Origin of the sequence: Rhizobium sp. AC27/96 (assembly GCF_001692325.1) — a bacterium.
Taxonomy (GTDB): Bacteria; Pseudomonadota; Alphaproteobacteria; order Rhizobiales; family Rhizobiaceae; genus Rhizobium.
On sequence record NZ_LXKN01000018.1, the window covers coordinates 527,317 to 548,683 of the forward strand.

General features: G+C 61.2%; 20 protein-coding genes. 13 read left to right on the forward strand and 7 right to left on the reverse strand.

Annotated features, from left to right (window positions below):
* Positions 1 to 76 precede the first annotated feature (76 nt).
* Genes A6U86_RS16055 through A6U86_RS16070 form a run of 4 tightly spaced genes read right to left on the reverse strand, consistent with a single transcriptional unit; the run spans position 77 to position 3,505 of the window.
* Positions 77 to 1,060 carry a branched-chain amino acid ABC transporter permease gene (locus A6U86_RS16055; RefSeq protein WP_068392983.1) on the reverse strand — a complete coding sequence of 328 codons (984 nt, stop codon included), beginning with the start codon at positions 1,058 to 1,060 and terminating at the stop codon, positions 77 to 79.
* A complete protein-coding gene (locus A6U86_RS16060) occupies positions 1,057 to 1,965 on the reverse strand; it encodes a branched-chain amino acid ABC transporter permease (RefSeq protein WP_068392987.1) in 909 nt (302 codons plus the stop codon). Before A6U86_RS16060 ends, A6U86_RS16055 begins: the two co-directional genes overlap by 4 nt.
* Positions 1,962 to 2,711 carry an ABC transporter ATP-binding protein gene (locus A6U86_RS16065; RefSeq protein ID WP_068392990.1) on the reverse strand — a complete coding sequence of 250 codons (750 nt, stop codon included), beginning with the start codon at positions 2,709 to 2,711 and terminating at the stop codon, positions 1,962 to 1,964. Before A6U86_RS16065 ends, A6U86_RS16060 begins: the two co-directional genes overlap by 4 nt.
* Positions 2,708 to 3,505 (reverse strand): ABC transporter ATP-binding protein, encoded by a 798-nt coding sequence (locus A6U86_RS16070; protein WP_068392993.1) that lies wholly within the window; start codon positions 3,503 to 3,505, stop codon positions 2,708 to 2,710. The genes A6U86_RS16065 and A6U86_RS16070 overlap by 4 nt, the downstream gene beginning before the upstream one ends.
* Before the next feature lie 120 nt (positions 3,506 to 3,625).
* On the opposite strand from A6U86_RS16070, the gene A6U86_RS16075 reads away from it, so the two are divergent.
* From A6U86_RS16075 to A6U86_RS16110, 8 genes are all read left to right on the forward strand, one after another.
* On the forward strand, positions 3,626 to 4,360 hold the full coding sequence (locus A6U86_RS16075) for a GntR family transcriptional regulator (RefSeq protein ID WP_068392996.1): 735 nt from the start codon (positions 3,626 to 3,628) through the stop codon (positions 4,358 to 4,360).
* On the forward strand, positions 4,357 to 4,845 hold the full coding sequence (locus A6U86_RS16080; RefSeq protein WP_068392999.1) for a DUF3830 family protein: 489 nt from the start codon (positions 4,357 to 4,359) through the stop codon (positions 4,843 to 4,845). The genes A6U86_RS16075 and A6U86_RS16080 overlap by 4 nt, the downstream gene beginning before the upstream one ends.
* 1 nt (position 4,846) lies before the next feature.
* On the forward strand, positions 4,847 to 5,200 hold the full coding sequence (locus tag A6U86_RS16085) for a TIGR04076 family protein (protein WP_068393002.1): 354 nt from the start codon (positions 4,847 to 4,849) through the stop codon (positions 5,198 to 5,200).
* A gap of 6 nt (positions 5,201 to 5,206) precedes the next feature.
* Positions 5,207 to 6,262 (forward strand): aldo/keto reductase, encoded by a 1,056-nt coding sequence (locus A6U86_RS16090; protein ID WP_068393005.1) that lies wholly within the window; start codon positions 5,207 to 5,209, stop codon positions 6,260 to 6,262.
* The gene (locus tag A6U86_RS16095; RefSeq protein WP_068393008.1) at positions 6,259 to 6,687 is read left to right on the forward strand and encodes a hypothetical protein; all 429 of its coding nucleotides are present in this window, start codon (positions 6,259 to 6,261) and stop codon (positions 6,685 to 6,687) included. The genes A6U86_RS16090 and A6U86_RS16095 overlap by 4 nt, the downstream gene beginning before the upstream one ends.
* A gap of 52 nt (positions 6,688 to 6,739) precedes the next feature.
* Complete coding sequence (locus A6U86_RS16100; protein WP_068393011.1) at positions 6,740 to 7,996, forward strand: ABC transporter substrate-binding protein; 1,257 nt, start codon at positions 6,740 to 6,742, stop codon at positions 7,994 to 7,996.
* 138 nt (positions 7,997 to 8,134) lie between these two features.
* Positions 8,135 to 9,433 carry an FAD-binding oxidoreductase gene (locus tag A6U86_RS16105; protein ID WP_068393014.1) on the forward strand — a complete coding sequence of 433 codons (1,299 nt, stop codon included), beginning with the start codon at positions 8,135 to 8,137 and terminating at the stop codon, positions 9,431 to 9,433.
* A gap of 174 nt (positions 9,434 to 9,607) precedes the next feature.
* On the forward strand, positions 9,608 to 10,825 hold the full coding sequence (locus A6U86_RS16110) for an SfnB family sulfur acquisition oxidoreductase (RefSeq protein WP_068393017.1): 1,218 nt from the start codon (positions 9,608 to 9,610) through the stop codon (positions 10,823 to 10,825).
* A gap of 112 nt (positions 10,826 to 10,937) precedes the next feature.
* On the opposite strand, the gene A6U86_RS16115 is transcribed toward A6U86_RS16110, so the two are convergent.
* The 3 genes from A6U86_RS16115 to A6U86_RS16125 all read right to left on the reverse strand — a co-directional run bounded on the left by A6U86_RS16115 (position 10,938) and on the right by A6U86_RS16125 (position 14,927).
* Complete coding sequence (locus tag A6U86_RS16115) at positions 10,938 to 12,425, reverse strand: nucleobase:cation symporter-2 family protein (RefSeq protein ID WP_141683713.1); 1,488 nt, start codon at positions 12,423 to 12,425, stop codon at positions 10,938 to 10,940.
* A gap of 180 nt (positions 12,426 to 12,605) precedes the next feature.
* A complete protein-coding gene (locus A6U86_RS16120; protein WP_068393020.1) occupies positions 12,606 to 13,811 on the reverse strand; it encodes an acyl-CoA dehydrogenase family protein in 1,206 nt (401 codons plus the stop codon).
* Between the two features lie 69 nt (positions 13,812 to 13,880).
* A complete protein-coding gene (locus tag A6U86_RS16125) occupies positions 13,881 to 14,927 on the reverse strand; it encodes a substrate-binding domain-containing protein (protein ID WP_068393023.1) in 1,047 nt (348 codons plus the stop codon).
* A 401-nt stretch (positions 14,928 to 15,328) separates the two neighbouring features.
* Between A6U86_RS16125 and A6U86_RS16130 the strand changes: the two genes are divergently transcribed.
* The 5 genes from A6U86_RS16130 (at position 15,329) to A6U86_RS16150 (ending at position 21,351) form a co-directional block, all read left to right on the forward strand.
* On the forward strand, positions 15,329 to 16,333 hold the full coding sequence (locus tag A6U86_RS16130) for a sugar ABC transporter substrate-binding protein (protein ID WP_068393026.1): 1,005 nt from the start codon (positions 15,329 to 15,331) through the stop codon (positions 16,331 to 16,333).
* Positions 16,334 to 16,394: 61 nt separating this feature from the next.
* Complete coding sequence (locus tag A6U86_RS16135; protein WP_068393028.1) at positions 16,395 to 17,939, forward strand: sugar ABC transporter ATP-binding protein; 1,545 nt, start codon at positions 16,395 to 16,397, stop codon at positions 17,937 to 17,939.
* Positions 17,929 to 18,948 (forward strand): ABC transporter permease, encoded by a 1,020-nt coding sequence (locus tag A6U86_RS16140; RefSeq protein ID WP_068393031.1) that lies wholly within the window; start codon positions 17,929 to 17,931, stop codon positions 18,946 to 18,948. The genes A6U86_RS16135 and A6U86_RS16140 overlap by 11 nt, the downstream gene beginning before the upstream one ends.
* A 2-nt stretch (positions 18,949 to 18,950) precedes the next feature.
* On the forward strand, positions 18,951 to 19,928 hold the full coding sequence (locus tag A6U86_RS16145) for an ABC transporter permease (RefSeq protein WP_068393035.1): 978 nt from the start codon (positions 18,951 to 18,953) through the stop codon (positions 19,926 to 19,928).
* Positions 19,929 to 19,962: 34 nt separating this feature from the next.
* Positions 19,963 to 21,351 carry an LLM class flavin-dependent oxidoreductase gene (locus A6U86_RS16150; protein WP_068393039.1) on the forward strand — a complete coding sequence of 463 codons (1,389 nt, stop codon included), beginning with the start codon at positions 19,963 to 19,965 and terminating at the stop codon, positions 21,349 to 21,351.
* Positions 21,352 to 21,367: the final 16 nt, after the last annotated feature.

Consider the following 21,367-nt stretch of genomic DNA (forward strand, 5'->3'; position numbering starts at 1 on the left):
ATTTCTCTCAGTATCATGGGTTCTCGCGTCGTCAAACCTCAAACCGACATCACCTGCATCAACCCCGCCAACTCCGTCAGGAGGCACCCCTCTCGCCTGTTTTCGGCAATTGCTCCTGCGCATCCGGGCGGCGGCGGCGCGGCATATCCCCGAAAAGACCGCCGGGACGCACCAACAGGATGATACAGAGCATGACGCCGATCGCCACGATCTGCAGGGATGCGGCCCGCGCCTGCTGTTCCGGCGAGACGAGCGCGCTCGTCAATGCGCCAGAGCCTGCCCATATCGCCCAGACCACGACGCTGCCGATAACCGCGCCCTTGTTGCTGCCCGAGCCGCCAACGATCAGCATGACCCAGACCTGGAAGGTCAGGATCGGAACGTAATTATCCGGCGCGATAAAGCCGATGAAATGGGCCTGCAGGGCGCCGGCAAGCCCCATGATGGCGCCGCCGACGGCGAAGGCCTGGACGCGATAGAAGCGGGCGCTCTTGCCGAGCGAAACGGCCGCCCGCTCATCCTCGCGCAGCGCCTTCAGCACGCGCCCCCAAGGGCTGCGCGACAGATGCTCAAGCGCCAGATAGACGATCAACAAGACCACGACCACGACGCCAAGATTGGCGAAGTTGAAAAGCAATGGCGTTTCAGCAAGGCTGGCGAAAGGACGCGGAATGAAGCCGATGCCGAAGGGGCCTCCAGTCAGGCCCTGCGCATTCAACGCCACGAGCTGGACGACAACCGCCACGCCGAAAGTGGTGATGGCGAGATAGTCCGATTTCAGCCGCAACGTCGCAATCCCGATGATGGCGGCTGCAAGACCGGCGACGATCATCGCACCGAGCCAGCCGACAGCAATCGGCAGATCGAACCCGCCGAAGCGGCCCGCGGTCTCCGGCGTCGTCAGAAGCGCCGACGTGTAGGCACCGATGGCGACGAAGCCGGCAAGGCCGACGTTGAAGAGACCAGTCAGACCCCACTGCAAATTCAGCCCGAGGGTGATGAAGGAAAAGATCAGCGCCGTCGTCAGGAAGAATGCGCCATAGCCGAGAATATCCATCATCGTTCCCTCACTCCGAAAAGGCCGATGGGCCGGATGAACAGCACCGCCATCAGGATGATGAAGGAGACGGCGGCGCGCCATTCGGCCCCGATGAGCTGAACTGCGCCAGCCTCGGCAAGACCGATGATCAGGCCTCCAAGAACAGCGCCCGGCACGCTTCCTATGCCGCCGAGGATGGTGGCTGCGAACATTGGCAGCAACATGTCGAAGCCCATCAGCGGGCGGATCTGCACGAGAATGCCGATCATGACGCCGGCAACGCAGGCCAAGCCCCCGCCGATCAGCCAGGTAACGCGAACCACCTTGGCGACATCGATGCCGACGACACGCGCAAGTGCCGGGTTCTGGCTGAGTGCCTGCATCGAGCGGCCAGTTTGGGTTTTTGTGATCAGCATATGCACGCCGAGAACGAGCAATGACGTGACGATCAGAAGCACGATCTGGTCGGGCGTGATGCGAATGCCGAAGCCGACGGGCATGGCGATCTGGATGGCGCGGCTGAAATAGGTCGGCCGCGAGGTGAAGAGGAATTCGAGCAGGCTGCGCAGGGCCATGGAAGCGCCGAAGCTCGCCATGACCACGATGATCGACTGCCCCTTGGAGCGAAGCCTGGAAAACAGGATCTTGTCCAGCGACAGGGCGAGCAGGCCGGTGAAACCCATGGCGACGATGACCGCCACGATTAACGGCCAACCGAAAGACAACGGCCCGATCGGCGCGACCTTGCCGAAGATGGCTCCGATGGCACTGACGACAGCCAGCGTCGCATAGGTGCCCCAGGCCATGAAATCGCCATGGGCGAAATTCGAGAAGCGCAGGATCGAATAGGTCAGCGTCACGCCGATGGCACCAAGGCCGATCATCGAGCCCGTTAGCAAGCCGTCGACGATGAATTGCAGGTTCATGCCGCACCTCCTGCTCTAGAGACGGTTGGGCGTTGGCCGAGATAGAGTTCGGCGACAACAGGGTCGTTCCACAATTCCGATGCGACCCCCTCATGCCTGTCCTTGCCCTCGACAAGGACATAGGCTCGGTCGCCGATCGAAAGGGCAGCTTTGGCATTCTGCTCGACCAGAAGAATGGTGACGCCCGACCTCCGGATGTCAGTCAGCATCTCGAAGACCATCGAGACGAATTTTGGCGAAAGACCAGCGGAGGGCTCATCCAGCACGAGAAGCTTCGGATGCACGATGAGCGCGCGCGCGACGGCCAGCATCTGCCGCTGCCCGCCCGAGAGATTTCCGGCTGCAATGCGGCGATGACGAGCCAGATCTGGAAAGGTCGCGTACATTTCCTCGATACGAGCGGGCACTTCCTTCGCCTTGAGGATGCCGCCGGCAACCTTCAGATTGTCATCCACCGACATAAGCGGGAAGACGTTTTCTGTTTGCGGCACGAAGGCCAGACCGAGCCGCACCATGGTGTGAGCAGGCGCACCCGTGATATCCTTGCCGGCTAGCTCCACCTTGCCGCTTTCGATCGGAACCAGGCCCGCAATTGCCTTGATAAAGCTCGACTTTCCGGCGCCGTTGGGGCCGAGGACGACGACAATCTCCTTTTCGGCGACCTTGATCGAGGCGCCGCGCACGATCGGCACGCCGGGCTCGTAACCGGCGACGAGATCGCGAACGATGAGGACGGTCTCGCTCATGCAGCGCCTCCCAGATAGGCTTCGATGACGCGCGGATCGCGGGCCACTTCATCCGGTGTACCCTCGCAAAGAAGCTGGCCGCTCGCCATGACGAGGACGCGATGGCACAGGCGCGTGACCATATCGATATTGTGCTCGATCAGAAGAAAAGTGACGCCGCGCTGGTTGATGTCGCGGATGCGGTCGATGATCGTCTCAAGAAGCGTCGCGTTGACGCCGGCTGCCGGCTCATCCAGCAGAATGAGCGCGGGATCGGCCATCATCACGCGGGCAAGCTCCAGAAGCTTGCGCTGGCCACCCGAGAGCACCCTCGCAGGCTCATGCGCCAGCCGCGTCAAATGGACGAGGTCAAGCAATTCCATGGCCTTCGCCTGGGCCGCCTTCTCTTGTGCGGCGACCTTCATGGGACGCAGGAAGTTGGACAATAGCCGCTCGCCGGACTGCCCCTGGGCAGCGAGCATGATATTGTCGAGAAGCGTCAGATTGGGGAAAGGACGTGGGATCTGAAACGTTCGGCCGAGGCCGCGGCCGATACGGCGATGAGCCGCCTCACCTGCAACAGACGCGCCGTTCAAAATGATATCGCCGCTGCTCGGCGCAACGCTGCCGGCGAGCAGATCGAACATCGTCGTCTTGCCTGCGCCATTGGGGCCGATGAGGCCCAGAATTTCGCCTTGCCGTATCTGGAATGAAACGTCGTTGACGGCGGTGACACCGCCGAAACGCCGCACCACATTCCTGGCGCTCAGAACAGGCCGGGCTTCCTCCCCTTGCCGTTCACTTGTCGTACTCATGAGATCCCTCTGGTCGGGAAACGGTCAATGCCGCACCCTGATTATTTGATTTGTGATCACACTTGCATTGATCACGCTAATCAGCTTTAATCTTCTCCGCAAGCCAAAAAGGGATTTCGAATGCAAAAGGCCGCCGCCGAAAAGAGCGATCCGATTGCCGCACAGCTTGCGCCCGTTGGCCGCGAGACCGTCCAGGATCGTGTCTATTCCGAGCTGCGCCGCGCTTTGATCGGCGGCTTGTTCGAACCCAGCCAGGTGTTGACGATCCGGGGGCTGGCCGATGCGCTGATGACCAGCACCATGCCGGTGCGCGAAGCTCTCGGACGACTGATCACCGAAAAGGCGCTCGAAGCTCTGCCCAACCGCTCCGTGCGCGTGCCGCCCATCACGCTGGAGCGCATGGACGACCTATTGCGCGCCCGCATCCTGATCGAGGGCGAGGCTATTGCGCTGGCGGCAACCCGCATGACCCCAAAGCAGATATCGACCATCGAGACCATGCTCAGCGAATGGGACGAGATGCGCGCGCTGAAGCAAAAGAAGGATGTCGACCGCGAGGTGACGCTCAACCAGGCCTTCCATTTCGAAATCTACCGCGCCTGCGGCTCGGCAGTGCTCATCCCTATGATCGAGAGCCTATGGCTGCAATCGGGACCCTGCATCCGCGTCGCCATCTACGCTTTTTCGGATGCCGGCGAAGTCGACACGGCCCATTACCACCGCACCATCGTCAAGGCACTTGCCAGACAGGACGCCAGGGAAGCTCGCGAAGCACTGGTCGCCGACATCAGCCGCCCCTTCGTGTTCCTGCGCAACAAACTGGAAGCCGATTCCAAGAAAGGCACATCCGTATGAGCCACCGCGCCATCAAGATTTCCGAACAGCGCTCCGGCCTTAGCGTGTTCGCACCGCTTCTCGACGCAAAGGCGCCCGATAATGCCGCCTTTCTCTGGAATTATCTGAGCGAGCCCCGCATCGTTGCCGGCATTCATGCGATGTGGACCGGCCCGGAAATTTCCTGCCCGATCCCTGCCGCACACCTGAAGGGCGCCTCCTATGCCGCTGCACTGCCGGCTGAAAACGCGACGCTGACGCCACAGCCCGGCGATATCGTGCTGAGCTATGTGCCGCCGCGCATGTGGGGCGGCAATCCCGATGCGATCTTCGACATCGGCCTGTTCTATGGGCCGGGTGCGCGGCTGCTCTTCCCGATTGGCTGGCTCGCCGGCAGCGTCGTCGCGCAGGTCCGGCCAGAGGAGCGCGAGCAGTTCGCTGCCGCCTGCGGCATCATCCGCCGTAACGGTGCCTGCGACGTGAGTTTCGAGCGTGCGGAGATCTGAGATGACAACGGAAGCCGACGACAGTTTCGAGCTCTTCGATCTCCGTGTCGAGGCCGTTATTCCGGAAGGCAAGCCGATCTATTGCGGCGCCAAGGCCGGTGACTATTTCGAACTCAAGGGCGAAATGCTCTCGCTGCCACCGGGCCAGGGCTTTTCGATCTATTCCATTTCCGCCGTGCTGCCCTTACTGGCGGCGAAACAGCGGCCGACCCACAAGAATGACTGGATGACTTCGGACGCGGAAATCGCCTGCCCCGACCCGAACTGCGCAAGCCGGCTGCGGATCGTCAGGACGGACAAGCGGCGGTTCAGCCATGCCGAAACAACGGCCGTGCCGTTGCCCGAAGGAGAATAAACACAGATGCATGCCCAGACCTTCGAACTGAGCCCCGGATACAGGATTTCGCGCGTCATCCGCGGCGGCTGGCAGCTGGCCGGAGGCCATGGCGCCGTCGATCGATCACAGGCCGTTACCGATCTGATCGCTGCCTTCGATGCCGGTATCCGCACCTATGACTGCGCCGATATCTATACCGGCGTCGAGGAGCTGATCGGCGAGGCGCGAGAGCGGCTTTTCAACGAGCGTGGCGCCGAAGCGGCAAAAGCCATGAAGGTGCACACCAAGCTTGTGCCGGATCTGGAGAAGCTTGCCACCATCGACCGTGACTATATCGGCGGCATCGTCGACAAGTCGCTGCGCAAGCTCAAAACCGAGCAGATCGATCTCGTCCAGTTCCACTGGTGGGACTATGCATTGCCCGGCTATCTCGACGCGCTTGGTTGGCTTGACGAGATGCGCCGGGAGGGGAAGGTACGCAACGTCGGCACGACGAACTTCGACACGCCGCATATCGCCGAAATCCTCAATGCCGGCATCCCCCTGGTCAGCCAGCAGCTGCAATATTCGGTTCTCGATCAGCGGCCCACCCATGGGCTCGCGCAACTCGCCGGGGAAAATAACGTCAAGTTCCTCTGCTACGGCTCTGTGGCCGGCGGCTTCCTCAGCGACAAATGGCTGGGACAGCCCGAGCCGGAGATGCCGCTCGAAAACCGGTCGCTGGTCAAATACAAGCTGATCATCGACGATTTCGGCGGTTGGGACCTGTTCCAGTCGCTGCTCGGCACGCTGAAGACAATCGGCGCGCGGCACGGTGTCGACATCGCCACCATCGCCAGCGCCTGGGTGCTGGAGCAGCCGCTCGTCGCCGCCGTCATCGTTGGTGCGCGTAATCAGGCGCACGCCCTCGCCAACGCGAAGATCATGGATATCGAACTATCCGACGAAGACCGCCGGCAGATCGCAGCGATCATCGACCGAGCCCGTGGGCCGGAAGGCGATGTCTATACACTGGAACGCGACCGCACCGGCCGGCACGGTTCGATCATGCACTACAACCTGAATGCGGGGAAGAAATGAGCCAGGGTTCAACACTATTCGAGAAGGCCAGCGCCGAAGTTCTTGATTTCCATCGCTTCTTCGAAGCCTGGTACGACGCTGCAACCGCCGACAGCACCGATTTCGGCCGCTGCGAACGCACCTTCGGCGGAGCCTTTCACATGATCCCGCCGACCGGCCGCATGTTCGACCGCGCCGAGACCATCGAGCTCATCCGTGCAAACCGGGCGACGTTTCAGGGCAACTTCACCATTGAGATCTCAGATATCCGCGCGAGCTACGAAACCGGGGACACCATCGTCCTGACCTATGTCGAGGCGCAGATGCGCGCCGGAAAATACAGCCGGCGTCAGGCAAGCGCGATCTTTACCGCAAGTTCATCGGCACCCAACGGCGTCGAATGGCAGCATCTGCATGAAACCTGGTTGCAGATGCCGGACAACTGACAGGTTCTCAAAAACCAAAATGAAAATCGTTGACCGAACAAGGGGAACAAAGATGAAAAAAACGATATTTCAGATCACCACGGCCCTGACTCTCCTGGCCGCTGCCGGTGCCGCCAATGCCGCCGATTGCAAGGTGACCGTCGGCCTGGTGATGGAACTGACCGGCCCGGCCGGCGAATACGGCCAGGCGGGTGCCAAGTCCGTCGAGATGGCCTTCCGCGACATCAATGCCGCCGGCGGTGTGCATGGCTGCGATCTGGCCACGGATACCCGCGACAGCCAGAGCCAGGGCAATGTCGCCGTCGATGCGGCGACACAGCTCGTGCAGGTCAAGAAGGTGCCGGCTATTATCGGCGGCATCATCTCCTCGGTTACGATCCCGATCCTGACCTCGGTGACCGCACCCGCCAAGATCGTACAGGTATCGCCTGCCGCCTCCTCGCCGACGCTGACGGCGCTCGGTCGCGACGGCAAGACCAACGGCATCTTCTTCCGCACCATCACCTCGGATTCCCTGCAGGGGATCGCGGCGGCGAAATATGCCATCGACAAGGGCTTCAAGAAGCTGGCGATCATCCACGTCAACAGCGACTTCGGTGTTAACATGGTCGCGGAATTCTCCAAGGCCTACAAGGCGCTCGGCGGTACGATCGTCTCGACCACGCCCTATAATGAGAAGCAGTCGAGCTATGCCTCGGAAGTCACGGCCGGCATGTCCGGCAATCCTGATGGACTCTATCTGGTCAGCACGCCGGTCGACGGCGCGACGATCGCCCGTACCTGGATCTCGCAGGGCGGCCCGCAGAAATTCCTGCTCAATGACGGCATGAACAGCCCGGACTTTATCGATTCCGTCGGCGCCGATTACCTGAAGGACGCCTACGGCACCTCCTCGGGCACCACTCCGACGCCATCGACCGACTATTTCAACAAGAACTACAAGGAGTTCTCGGGTATCGAGCCCTCCAATCCGGCCGCCGACCGGGCCTATGATGCCGGGGCCATCGTCGGGCTGGCGCTGGCGATCACCGGCGACGACACGTCCAAGCTGAAGGATGCGATGTTCAAGGTCGTCGACCCGAAGGGCACGCCGATCTATGCCGGCAAAGAGGAGTTCGCCAAGGCCCTCGGCCTCATCAAGGACGGCAAGCCAATCCACTACGAGGGCGTCATCGGCCCGGTCTCCTTCGATCAATATGGCGATATCACCGGCCCGTTCCGTCTCTGGAAGATTGCCGACGGCAAGGTCGCGACCGATGGCGAACTGTCGATGGAAGACGTCTCGTCGCTCAAGGACAAGATCAAGTAAGCTCAGCGACGTCACCCTACAAAACTGCGAGGTGCTTCAATCGGAGCGCCTTGCCTCTGAAAATCCCCGAGCGATCTCTTTCGATGGCGGACATATGGAGCCAGCTATCGGGCGTAGGTTTTGGAAGAATATCCGCAAATGTCCAGCCATATTGCTCGCCCCACCAATCCGACGCTTTGGACGCTGACGGCCGGCCCTGCCCCTGACCTCGCTCACGGTGCATCGTCGCGTTGTGACGTTGTGGTGATCGGCGGCGGCTTCACGGGGCTGACGGCCGCGCTCCATCTTCTCCGCGCCGGTCGCTCCGTCACCGTTCTCGAGGCCGGACGGCTAGGGGCTGGCGCAAGCGGTATGAATGCCGGCTTTGTAGTCCCGAATTTTGCCAAGGCAGATCCGGCGACGGTTCGCCAAAAGCTGCCCCGCGACAAGGCGGATGCGCTTCTATCGCTCGTCGGGACGGGGGCCGATCAGGTCTATGCAACGATCGCCGAGGAAGGGATCGCCTGCGATGCCGCGCAAACCGGCTGGCTGCAGCCGGCCTATGGCGAGGACATGGCGGGTGTTCTGCGGCAACGTGCCCGCGACTGGGCAGGGCTCGGCCGCCCCGTCGAATTCCTCGATGCGCACCAGATCCATGCCGAGACAGCAATGGAGATCTATTCCGGCGGGTTGATCGACCATTCCGGCGGAACCATCCATCCCCTGAATTATCTCTACGGCCTAGCGCAGGCCGTAACCCGGCGCGGCGGCACTATCTGCGAAGAGAGCCCGGTCGGGAAGGTCGTTCGGCGCGGCAATGGCTGGCTGGTCGTCTTCGCGGATAGAGAGATCGAGGCGGATCAGGTTATTCTCGCAACTAACGCCTTCACGGGCGGCATCGCATCGCGCATGGGGCGCACCGGTGTGCCGCTCCGGGTCTACCAGGTGGCAACCAGGCCGCTCGACGCAGAAACCGTTGTACGCATTGCGCCGCACCGGCGGCCGGTTGGCGACACCCGTTCCAATCTCTTCACCTACCGGCTGGATCGCGACAACAGGCTGATCAGCGGCGGCATGGCGATCAATCCGATAGGCGCCTTCGAGCGGGTGGGTCGGTCCGTCGTCGATCGCCTGGTGTCCGAACTCCGCCTTCCCCGCCATCCGGGCGTCGAAATCGTCTGGACCGGCGTAGCCGTGATGACGCCGGATTTCCTGCCGCATCTTTATCGTTTCGGTGACGGCTTTTTCGGCGGCATCGGCTGCAACGGCCGGGGTATCGCAATGACCGCGCAGCTTGGCCGCGTACTTGCCAGACTGGCGCTTGGCGAACCTGCCGCGTCCCTGCCGATCCCTCTCAAGACCGCGCGCGCCCTGCCTTTTCACGGTCTCACGCCGCTCGTCGCCTCGCTGGCGCTTGCGCATGCGCGTTTTGACGACTGGCGGACTAACCGGCTTTGACCGGCAGGCGCAGCCAATCCTCATGCGGGATATCTCTTCCAACGCAGATATTATCTATTCATTCTATAGATAAGGAAAACACGAACCGGGCGCTTCAACAAAAACGAAATGGCTTTCCTCGTAGCGCGCCTTTGAATGCTGCATCGTGGCGCCGAATGAAATCGGAGTCGGCCCATGAACGCGCAATTGCACCATCTCAACTCGACGCATCCGCAGGCCACGTTGCTGGAGACGGAGCAGCAGGCATTGGCTGTGGCACGCGAGCTTGCCGAGCATTTTGCATCAACGGCCTCCGACCGCGACAGCGAAAGGCAGCTTCCCTTCGCGGAGATGGATATTCTGGCGCAATCCGGGCTACTGGCGATCACGGTTCCCGAGGAATATGGCGGCCTGGATGTCTCGAATGCCACGCTGGCGGAAATCACCGCCATTCTGGCGCAGGCGGACGGCTCGATCGGCCAGATCCCGCAGAACCATTTCTATATACTGGAAGCTTTGCGCGTCGACGGCTCGGAAGATCAGAAGCGCTACTTTTTCGGCCGCGCCCTGGCCGGTGACCGTTTCGGCAATGCGCTATCGGAACGCGGCACGAAAACGGTCGGCCACTACAATACCCGCATCACCCGAGACGGCCCCGGCTACCGCATCAACGGCCGGAAATTCTATTCGACGGGCGTTCTCTTCGCCGATTGGGTCACCGTCTTCGCCCTTGATGAAAGCGACAAGCTGGTCATGGCCTTCGTTCCCAAAGGAACCGAAGGCATCGATATCATCGACGACTGGGATGGCTTCGGCCAGCGTACCACCGGCAGCGGCACCACGGTCCTCAACAATGTCTATGTGAATGCTGACCATGTCGTCCTTCACCACAAGGGGTTCGAGCGGTCGACGACGATCGGCTCGGTCGGCCAGATCATCCATGCCGGTGTCGACCTTGGCATAGCCCGAGCGGCCTTTGCCGAAACGCTGGATTTCGTGAAAACCAAGTCACGCCCCTGGATGGACAGCGGCGTGGAGCATGCATCGGACGACCCGCTGACGATCACCAAGATCGGACAGATCGCTATTCGACTGGAAGCAGCAACCGCGACCATCGAGCGCGCCGGCCGAAAGGTGGATGCGGCCCAGGTCGAAACAACAGAAAAGAGGGTGATTGAGGCAACGCTGGCGGTCGCTGCGGCCAAGGTGCTGACGACGGAGATCGCCATCGAAGCGACGAACACGCTGTTCGAACTGGCCGGGACGTCGTCGGTCAAGCTGGATCTCAACCTCGACCGCCACTGGCGCAATGCCCGCACTCACACGCTGCATGATCCCGTGCGCTGGAAATATCACGTCGTCGGCAATTATCATCTGAACGACGTCATCCCCCCGAAGAACGGCGCGCTCTGAGCGAGGCCTAAGCGTCCTCTCCATCGATGGGGATAACCAGTCACCGAGTGCCCAGAGACGGCGACTTGAGAGCGTAAGAGCGCCCGCAAGTCGCCGTCGTTCATTGCTGGCCTTAGTGGGCTTCGGCCGGGATCAGCGGAACCTCCGTGCCGTTGGCATCAAAGAGCCTGCCGTTCAGGAAATAGTCGCCGTCGTGGAGAACAGCGATATCCTGATACCGGATCAGACGCTCCGTTCCGGCAACGAATACCGACTGCTGATCCGAATTGCCCACCTTCAGGTGGTTGAACAGCAGGTTCAGCGTGATGGCCATCAAGGCTGCCGAGCTGATGCCGGAGTGGAAAATCGTGATGACCCAGGCCGGAAAATGCTCATAGAAGGTCGGCGATGCGATCGGGATCATTCCGAAGCCGATCGAGGTCGCGACGATGATGAGATTCATGTTGTTCTCATAATCGACCTTGGCGAGGGTTCTGATGCCGCTCGCGGCGACCGTTCCGAACAGGACGAGCCCCGCGCCGCCGAGGACGGAGCTGGGAACCGCCGCCACGATCCGGCCCACCACCGGCAGCAGCCCGAGAGCGACAAGAAAGAGCCCGCCAGTCGCCACCACATAGCGGCTCTTGATGCCGGTCACCGCCACAAGGCCGACATTCTGGGCAAAGGCGCTCTGCGTGAAGGAGCCGAAGACCGGCGCAAGGATGCTCGACAGCATATCTGCGCGCAGACCGTCGCCGAGCCGGCGCGCATCGACTTTGGTTCCGACGATTTCACTGACCGCGAGGATGTCCGCCGAGGTCTCGACGAGCGTCACCATGATGACGATGAACATCGAGATGATCGCGGCCGCGTCAAAGATCGGATAACCGAAGTGGAAGATTTTCGGCAAGGCTATGAAGGGCCCATTCGCTACCTGCGAAAAGTCAGTCAGGCCCGAGGCATAGGCTATGCCGGTGCCGATGATGATGGCCAGCAGGATCGAGAGCCGCGAGATGGACGCACTGCCGAGCTTGCTCAGCAGCAACACGATCACGAGCGTCACGGCGGCGAGCTGGATATTGGCCTGACTGCCGAAATCCGGGGCGCTCCTGTTGCCGCCCATTGCCCAGTTTGCAGCAACCGGCATCAGCGTGAGCCCAATCGTCGTAATGACGATGCCGGTAACAAGCGGCGGGAAGAAGCGCGTGATGCGCGAAAATACCGGCGTGATCGCCAGTCCTAGGAACGAAGCCGCGATAACGGCGCCGAGGACGGACTGGATACCCCCATGCCCGGTAATGGCGATCATCGTCGCGACACCGGAAAAGGATACGCCCTGCACGAGAGGCAGACGGCTGCCGAAGAATGGCACCCCTATCGTCTGCAGGATGGTTGCCAGGCCCCCGGCAAACAGCGAAGCCGTCACCAGCAGACCTATGTCCGATGCCGAAAGACCCGATGCCTGTCCGAGGATCAACGGAACGGCGACGATGCCGCCATACATTGTCAGAACATGCTGAAGCCCATAGGCCAGATTGGCGCCGAGGCTGAGCTTTTCATCCTCAGGGGATAGATGCGCGGTATTTTCCTCTGTGGTTGCTGCCAAGGTAAACTCCTCCATACCTTTGCGTTTCTCATTTCCTCCGAACGAGAAACGCAGGTTACGGTGCTCAACCCCGCATGACTTTATAGAAAAATGCGAAACACCTTATGGAAGCGCTGGCAACCGACCTGTCCTGCCGGGTTTCGATGCGCACCGGCAGGATGGATATGATGGCCGCGTCTGCGGCGCTGAGGACAGTTAGCTGTAGAGGCTAACCTCGGGGATCTTGTCGTTGAGAACGAACTCACCGACTTCCTTGGCCTTGTAGAAGACTGGATCATGCAGTGTGTGTGTCCGGACATTGCGCCAGAAGCGATCGAAGCGAAACTTCTCGGCCGTTGAACGCGCGCCGGTGAGCTCGAAAACGCGATTGGTCACGTCGAGTGCAACATGTGTGGCGTTCACCTTCGCCGCGTAGGCTTCGGCTGCTGCTTCGCCGCGTTCGCGTGCGGTCGCCTTAGAGCCCTTGGCAAGACCGGCCTGCACAATTGCCGCAGCACTGTCGGCAAGCGCCGCCGACGCCTTCAAGGCAGCCGTCAGCTCGCCGACGCGCTCGAGAATATAGGGATCATCCGCTGCCCGCTCGACACCGGAGGTGACCCAAGGCCGCGTGGTCGTGCGGACATAATCAACCGCTTCGCGCAACGCACCTTCAGCGGTTCCGAGATAGAAATTGACGAAAACCAGCTGGATGAGCGGCGTATTGAATGTCGCCAATACGGGTGCTGTGCCGCCACTCGTTCCGACCTTGTCCAGATCCTCCTCATAGACTGGAAAGTCATGGAACTCGACACTGCCGCTGTCAGACAGGCGCTGGCCGAAATTGTCCCAGTCGTCATTGGCCTTGTAGCCTGCCCGGCTAGTGGGGACGGCAAAGCCGACGATCTTGTCGTCAAGCGCGGCGTTGGCGTTGATGTAGTCGGAGACATGCGCGGCCGTGGAGAAGGATTTGCGGCCGTTCAGAACATAGCCGTTACCGCGGCGGGAGAGCACGAGGCCGGGATCACGCGGATTGACGGCCGCGCCCCAATAGAGGCTGTTGGCGACCGTCTTGCTGCCGAGCTCCTGCGCACGCGCTTCATCGAAACCCCAGTAGACATACTGGCTGTTGACATAGTGATAGCCGAGAAGCTGGCCGATGGAGCTTTCACCACGAGCGAGAATGCGCGTCAGCCGCAGCCCATCGACCCAATCGAGGCCGCCACCACCGATCTCGGGCGCATGCAATGCATTCAGCAATCCGGCATTCTTCAGCTTGACGATTTCGCCAAGCGGTGGCCGGCCCTCACGGTCGAGTTCGGCAGCGCGCTTGGAAAGATCGGCCGAAATTTCCTCGGCGCTGGCGAAAAGGTCCTCCCGCGTGGCATTCCGATGGCCCGCAAAGACGACGTTGGACTGGCTCATGATATCACTCCGGTTCTTTGGCATAGTCCGGCGGGCACATGAGCCCGCCGGTAATTCGAGGCGGGCAGCCTAGAAAAGCTTTTTCGGGATCCAGCTTGCGGTCACCGCATCGCTCGTGCTGAAGGCCGGCACCTTCTGGGCCAGTTCCTCGATCGTCTTCACTCCGGCTGCACGCAACGCTTCCTGCGTCAACAGTGTCGGCTTGACGCTGATCTGATGCGGAACGTCCTGCCCGGCGATCTGCAGGGCGGCGGCACGAATGGAGACGGCGCCGACGACGGCAGGATTGGTGGCGACGGTCGCAACCCACGGGCTGCCGGGCTCGACGATCTCCTGGATATCGGCAGTGGAGACATCGGCCGAATAGATCTTCAGCTTGCTTGCAATGCCGAGGTCAGTGGCGGCGAGCTTCACGCCGCGGGCAAATTCGTCATAGGGGGCGAAGACGACGCTGATATCGGGATTTGCCGCCAGCGCCGCCTTTGCCTGGTCGGCCGTCGAAGTTGCCGTCGTGTCGCTGACATTGCCGAAACGGGCCTTTTCGACAACACCGGCGTTTGCCTTCTTGAACGTGTCCCAGACCTCGTTGCGGCGGTCGAGCGGCGCAAAGCCGGCAACATAGACATAGCCTGCCTTGAAGCTGGTGCCGTTGTCCTTGACGACCTGCTTCAAAGCGAGATCGGCAAGCTCGTGGTCGCTCTGCTCGACCTGCGGGATCTTCGGATTGTTGAGATTGACGTCAAAGGCGACGACCTTGATGCCCTTGTCCAGCGCCTGCTGGACGACGTCACTCAGGGATTCCGGAAGGCCGTGATCGATGACGATGCCGGAAACGCCGAGGTTGATCGCCTGCAGGATTTGCTCACGCTGCTCGGCGGCATCCTGACGGCCTGGAAAGACGCGCAGGTCGATATCGAGCGCCTTGGCCTGCGCCTCGGCACCCGCCTGATAGGCCTGGAAGAAATCTCCAGCCGAAATATAGCTGATCAAAGCGACCTTCACGCCGCCCTTATCGAAAGGAGCAGGAGCGCCATTCACACCGCCGGCAATCGCGGCTTGCGTGAAGAGAAACGGAATGGCGGCGGCTGACAGGGCAAGCCGTAGAAGGGACTTCATAGTAGCGAACCTCGCGTTCAATCAATCTGGAACGTCGTCTGACGGAACCCCCGCGACGTGTGCAATTATTAGATATAATCCCTATGTTTTTAGTAGAGTAAATCATCCGATTTTGGCGGCCTTCGGAGATTCTTTGTTCGCTTGAGGAAGGCTTGGCGGCAAGGGCTTGCCTCCTGGGCGCGCCGCCATGTGCTCATAGCCTGCGGCTCATTTGTCGGAAATAACCGACCGCACCCCTAACTCTATTCGTCGGCTAGAAACACCGACCTGCGCTTTGGGCAGGCAACCCACGGAAATTCCCCTGTCCGCTCAGGTTTTGGAAAAACGTTCCTCCGTAAATGTTAAAATCTATCTATTTTGTATCCTATTGGAATTTATGGATTGCTGGAGAGGATGCTTTCATGACCAACGAACACACGACCGGCCTTGGACGCCGGGATATTCTGAAACTGACCGCCGCCGGAGCAGCGCTGGCAACCGCTGGCCTCATCTCAAGCAAGGCAGCGGCTGCCGACGACGCCCTGTCCCTGAAAGGCAAGCGCATCGCCATCAGCGCGACGGGCACCGACCACTATTTCGATCTACAGGCCTATAATGCCCAGATCGACGAAGTGAAGAAGCTGGGCGGCACGCCGATCGCCGTTGACGCCGGCCGGAACGACGGCAAGCTGGTGTCGCAGCTGCAGACGCTGATTGCGCAGCGGCCGGATGCGATCGTCCAGATCCTCGGCACCTTGAGCGTCATCGATCCCTGGCTGAAGAAGGCGCGGGATGCGGGCATTCCCGTTCTGACCGTCGATGTCGGTTCCACCAATTCGATCAACAACACCACATCCGACAACTGGGGCATCGGCAAGGATCTGGCGCTACAGCTCGTCTCCGATATTGGCGGCGAAGGCAATATCATCGCCTTCAACGGCTTTTATGGCGTGACGCCCTGCGCGATCCGCTATGACCAGCTTGTCAATGTCGTCAAGTATTTCCCGAAGGTGAAGATCATTCAGCCCGAGCTGCGGGATGTCATTCCCAACACCGTTCAGGATGCCTTCACCCAGATCACCGCGATCCTCAACAAGTACCCGGAAAAGGGCTCGATCAAGGCCATCTGGTCGGCCTGGGATATTCCACAGCTCGGCGCCACGCAGGCACTAGCCGCAGCTGGCCGCACCGAAATCCGCACCTATGGCGTCGACGGCAGCCCGGAAGTGCTGCAGCTGGTCGCCGATCCGAACTCTCCTGCAGGCGCCGACGCAGCCCAACAGCCGGCGGAAATCGGCCGCACCGCAATCCGCAACGTCGCCAAGCTGCTCGCAGGACAGACCCTGCCGCGCGAGACCTACGTACCTGCTCTCCTCGCCAACAAGAGCAACGTCGCCGACATCGTCAAGAAACTTGGCATCGGCTGACATGTGAACCGGCGATGCGGCGTTAGCCGCGTCGCCCCGCTTGATGCGAGGGCCTTTTCCAATGACAGTAACCACGCCTGCGGCCGACAGCCAGGACCACATCGTCCGCTTCGAACGTGTCGTGAAGCGTTTCGGCGGCGCGCAGGCGCTGGCCGGTGCATCGCTGACCGTGCGGCGCGGCACCGTGCACGGGCTTGTCGGGCAGAATGGTGCCGGCAAGTCGACGCTGATCAAGCTTCTTGCCGGCCTGCACAGGCCGGATGAGGGCCGCATCGAGGTCGAGGGCCGAGACTACGACCGGCTGACGCCGCATCTGTGCGAAGAACTCGGCATTCATTTCATTCATCAGGACCGGTTGCTGGTACCCACATTTACCGTGGGCGAGACGCTGTTCCTCGGCAGGGAGCTGCGCGTTGGCGGCACACCCTTCATCGATCGCAGCGCGATGCAGCGTCGCGCCAGCGAGATTCTTGCCAATTACTTCGGCGTCGATTTGCCGAAGAACGCCCTGATGAGCGAACTTTCCACGGCCGAGCAGCAGATCGTTCAGATCACCCGGGCGCTGCTGCACCAGCCGAAGCTTCTCGTCTTCGACGAGCCGACCGCCGCTTTGGTGCGGCAGGAGGCAGATATCCTCTTCCGCCTCATCCGCCGCCTGCGCAGCGAAGGTGTGACCATCATCTACATCTCGCACTATCTCAACGAAATTGAGGCCTTGTGCGACGATGTCACAGTGCTGCGCAACGGCACCGATGTCGCCTCGCTGCCCATGAGCGAGACGTCTGCCAACGGTATCGCGACCCTGATGGTTGAGCGCGATATCGGGGAGATGTTCCCAAAGCGGCAGGTGGAGCTCGGCGCTGAAATTCTAAAGGTTCGCAATCTCTCGGCAGCGAACCGCTTCCACGACATTAGCTTCACGCTGCGCCGTGGCGAGATCCTCGGCATCACCGGCTTGCTTGGCTCCGGAGCTAAGGACTTGGTGCGGACGCTGTTCGGATTGCAGGCAGCAACAAGCGGAGAGATCGATATCGAGACGCAGGCCCTGAAGCCGCGCAGCCCGGTGGAGGCCGTCAACCATCAGCTAGCGCTGGTGCCTGAGGATCGTCGCGGCCATGGCGTTGGCCTTGATCTCAGCGTACGCGAAAACATCACGCTATCGAGCCTTGCCCGCTACACCCGCTTTGGCTTTCTCAACCGCAAACGCGAGGCCAACGATACCGACGATCTGATCAAGCGCCTGCAGATCAAGACGTCCGGGCGCGAAGCCCTGGTTCGCACGCTCTCGGGCGGCAACCAGCAGAAGGTGGCCATCGCCAAATGGCTGAGCCGCAAGTCGGAAATCTATCTGCTCGATGAACCCACCGTCGGCGTCGATATCGGCTCCAAGGTCGAGATCTATAACCTGATCGGCGAGCTTGCCGCGCGAGGCGCCGGCGTGATCGTACTCTCGTCGGATCTGCCCGAGCTGGTGGGCATTACCGACAGGATCCTTGTGCTCTTTCGCGGCCGCCTGACGCGTGAGCTGATCTCCTCACAGACCACAACGGATGAAGTGCTGTCGGCATCGACCGGCGCCGTGGAAGGATTGCGCCATGTCGGCTGATGTCCAATTTGCCTCCCTCCCCGAGGCTCCGGCCGGGCGTTCGCTGCCATCGGGCAGCAAGCTAGCGGCCGCAACCCTGCGCTTCGGCTCTTTGCTTGCCTTCCTGTCGATCCTCGTGATTTTTGCCCTAACGGCACCCTACTTCCTGACGGTCGGCAATATCGGCAACGTGCTCGGCCAGTCGGCTATTTCGGGCGTTCTCGCCATCGGCCTGACAATCGTGCTCATCGCCGGCGGCTCCAACGTCGTCACCGGCGGCATCGACCTCTCGCTTGCGGCCAATATGGGCCTGAGCGCCGCCGTCTACGCGACACTGATCCAGCTGGGCTTCAATGATATTGCCGCCGGCGCGGGCGCACTTGCCACCGGACTGGCAATCGGGGCCGTCAACGCGCTGGCGATCGTGCTGGCGGGCATCGTGCCACTATTGGCAACGCTCGCCGTGATGAATGTCGTCGCCGGCCTGGAGCTGGTCCTGACCCAGAATACCGTTCTTCCCGCCGCGACCGACTTTCTGACAGTCCTTTCCGCGTCAGATGGCTTCGGCATACCGATCCTCGCCTATGTGCTTATCGGCTTCACCATCATCGTCACCGCCATCGTGCAATATACACCGCTTGGCCTCAGGCTCTACGCCGTCGGCGAATTTCCCGAAGCTGCGCGCACCGCCGGCTTGCCGCTGAAAAAGCTGGTTGCCGGCGCATTCGTCGCCAGCGGTCTCTGCGGTGGCGTCGCCGGCATTCTGTCGGTGTCCTATCTCAGCGGCAGCACCACCGGTTCCGGCGAGATGCTGCTTCCCGTCGTCGTAACCGCCCTGCTCGGCTCGGTCTTCTCGCGCCGGCTCGTGCCGACCATCGGTGGAACGCTGATTTCGACCCTGTTCGTCGGATTCCTCATCAACGGCTTCCAGCTTCTGAACCTGCCCAGCACGCTGGTCAGCGGCGTTCAAGGCCTGCTGATCCTGATCGTCGTTTCGGCGACAACCCTGCTGCGCAAACGGGAGATCTGACCATGTCCGCTACCGCTGCTTCAGGACGACCGCTTGCCGGTATTGCTCGATATGGCCTCATAGTCGCGCTGATCGCCGTCTTCTCGCTGTTTTCAGCATTGGCGCCGACATTCCTCAGCCCCGGCAACCTGCAGAGTATTCTCGTCAACAATTTCACGCTACTCGCCATCGTCTCCATCGCCATGACCTTTGCGGTTGCGGCTGGTGGTATCGATCTTTCTGTGGGAACGGCGGTTGACTTTGCGAGCTTTGCTTTCGTTTCCAGCATCCTAGCTGGGGTGCCTGTGCCTTTGGCTGCTCTGGCGGGCCTGGGCGCCGGAGCGCTGGTCGGGGCGTTCAACGCAGTGCTGATTTCCGGGATCGGCGTATCGCCATTCCTGGCAACGCTTGGAACGCTGTTCATCGGCCGCAGCATCCAGCAACTGCTGACCGATGGCGGCAATCCGGTCTATCTGCCTCCGTCAGGCGTGCCCAAAGCATTTCGTTTTATCGGACATGGAACGCTCGGCACTATTCCTGTGCCGCTTCTGATCGCAGGCGTCATCATCGCCGGTGCCGCATTGCTGTTTGCAAGGATGCGCTTCGGGCGCGTGGTTCTGGCGATCGGTATCCAGCCGCGGACAGTGCGCTATTCGGGCATTGGGCTCAGAGCCCATGTCGCTGCAACCTTCATTCTCGCCGGCGTCATCGCCGCCTTTGCCGGGCTGATCCTGACAGCGACGGTGACGGTCTATATCCCCTCCTCCGGCAACGGCTTCATGCTGAACGCCATCGGCGCCACCTTCATCGGCACAACCTTTTCGCCGCTCGGCCGGCCGAATGTCGCAGGCACGGTGCTCGGTGTGCTCTTGCTCAGCATCGTGGCGAACGGCCTGCTGCTGACGGGCCTGAACTTCTACTGGCAACAGGTCGGCACGGGATTGCTGATCTTCGCCGTGCTCACCTTCAGCTTCATCAATAAGAAAGCCGTCGGCGCCTGAGTGCGGCCGATCCACATCATGCAGGAATAACAATATGACCCGCGAAATCAGGCTCAATGCCTTCGACATGAACTGCGTCGGACACCAGTCGCCCGGCCTGTGGCGCCACCCGCGCGACAAGTCCTGGACCTACAAGGACATGGACTACTGGGTCCATCTGGCAAGGACGCTGGAGCGCGGCAAGTTCGACGGGCTGTTCATCGCCGACGTGCTCGGCGTCTACGATGTGCAGAACGGCAGTGTCGACGCGGCGTTGCGCCATTCCGCGCAGGTGCCGGTCAATGATCCGCTGCAACTTATCCCGACCATGGCCTATGAGACCGAGCATCTTGGCTTCGGCCTGACCGCCTCGCTCTCCTTCGAGCATCCCTACACCTTCGCGCGGCGCATCTCGACGCTCGACCATCTGACCAAGGGCCGCGTCGGCTGGAACATCGTCACGTCCTATCTGAACAGCGGCGCTTTGAATATCGGCCAGTCGGCGCAGACGCAGCATGATGACCGCTACGGCCTGGCGGAGGAATATCTCGAAGTCTGCTACAAGCTCTGGGAAGGCAGCTGGGAAGACGATGCCGTTATCCGCGATCGGGAAAAGGGCATTTTCACACGGCCGGAAAAGGTGCATCCGATCCGCCATTCCGGCAAGCATTTCACCGTTCCCGGCATCCATTTGAGCGAACCATCGCCGCAGCGGACACCGGTGCTTTATCAGGCAGGCGCCTCCAGTCGCGGCAAGGACTTCGCCGGCGCGCATGCGGAATGCATCTTCGTGGCGGCTCCCTCGAAGCCGGTACTGAAGCGCTATGTCGCCAATGTTCGCGAGGCAGCCGAGCGTGTCGGACGCAATCCGCGCGAAATTCTCGCCTTCAACCTCCAGACCGTGATCCTCGGCGAGACCGATGCCGAGGCGCAGCGCAAGTTCAACGAATACCGCCAATACGCCTCCTTCGAGGGCGCACAGACGCTGATATCAGGCTGGACCGGCATTGATTTCGGCCAGTTCTCGCCCGACGAGGTGCTTCGCCACCGCCATACCAACGCCGTGCAGTCCGCCGTCGAGACCTTCACCACGATCGATCCGAACAAGGAATGGACGGTGCGTGAAATGGCCGACTGGGTCGGCATCGGCGGCTTCGGCCCGGTCTTCGTCGGCTCGCCGCAAACGGTGGCCGATCTGATGCAGGAATGGATCGAGGACACCGATGTCGACGGCTTCAATCTGGCCTATGCCGTGACGCCCGAAAGCTTCGAGGATGCAGTCGATCTTCTGGTGCCCGAGCTGCAGAAGCGCGGCGTCTACAAGACAGACTATCGCTCGGGAACGCTGCGGGAAAAGCTCGGCGGCAGCGGACCGAGGCTTGTCGCGCCGCATCCGGCAACCGGCTATCGCAATCTTCGCGACGTCGTAGCGCAAGCATCTTAAATCCGGCCTGCAATAT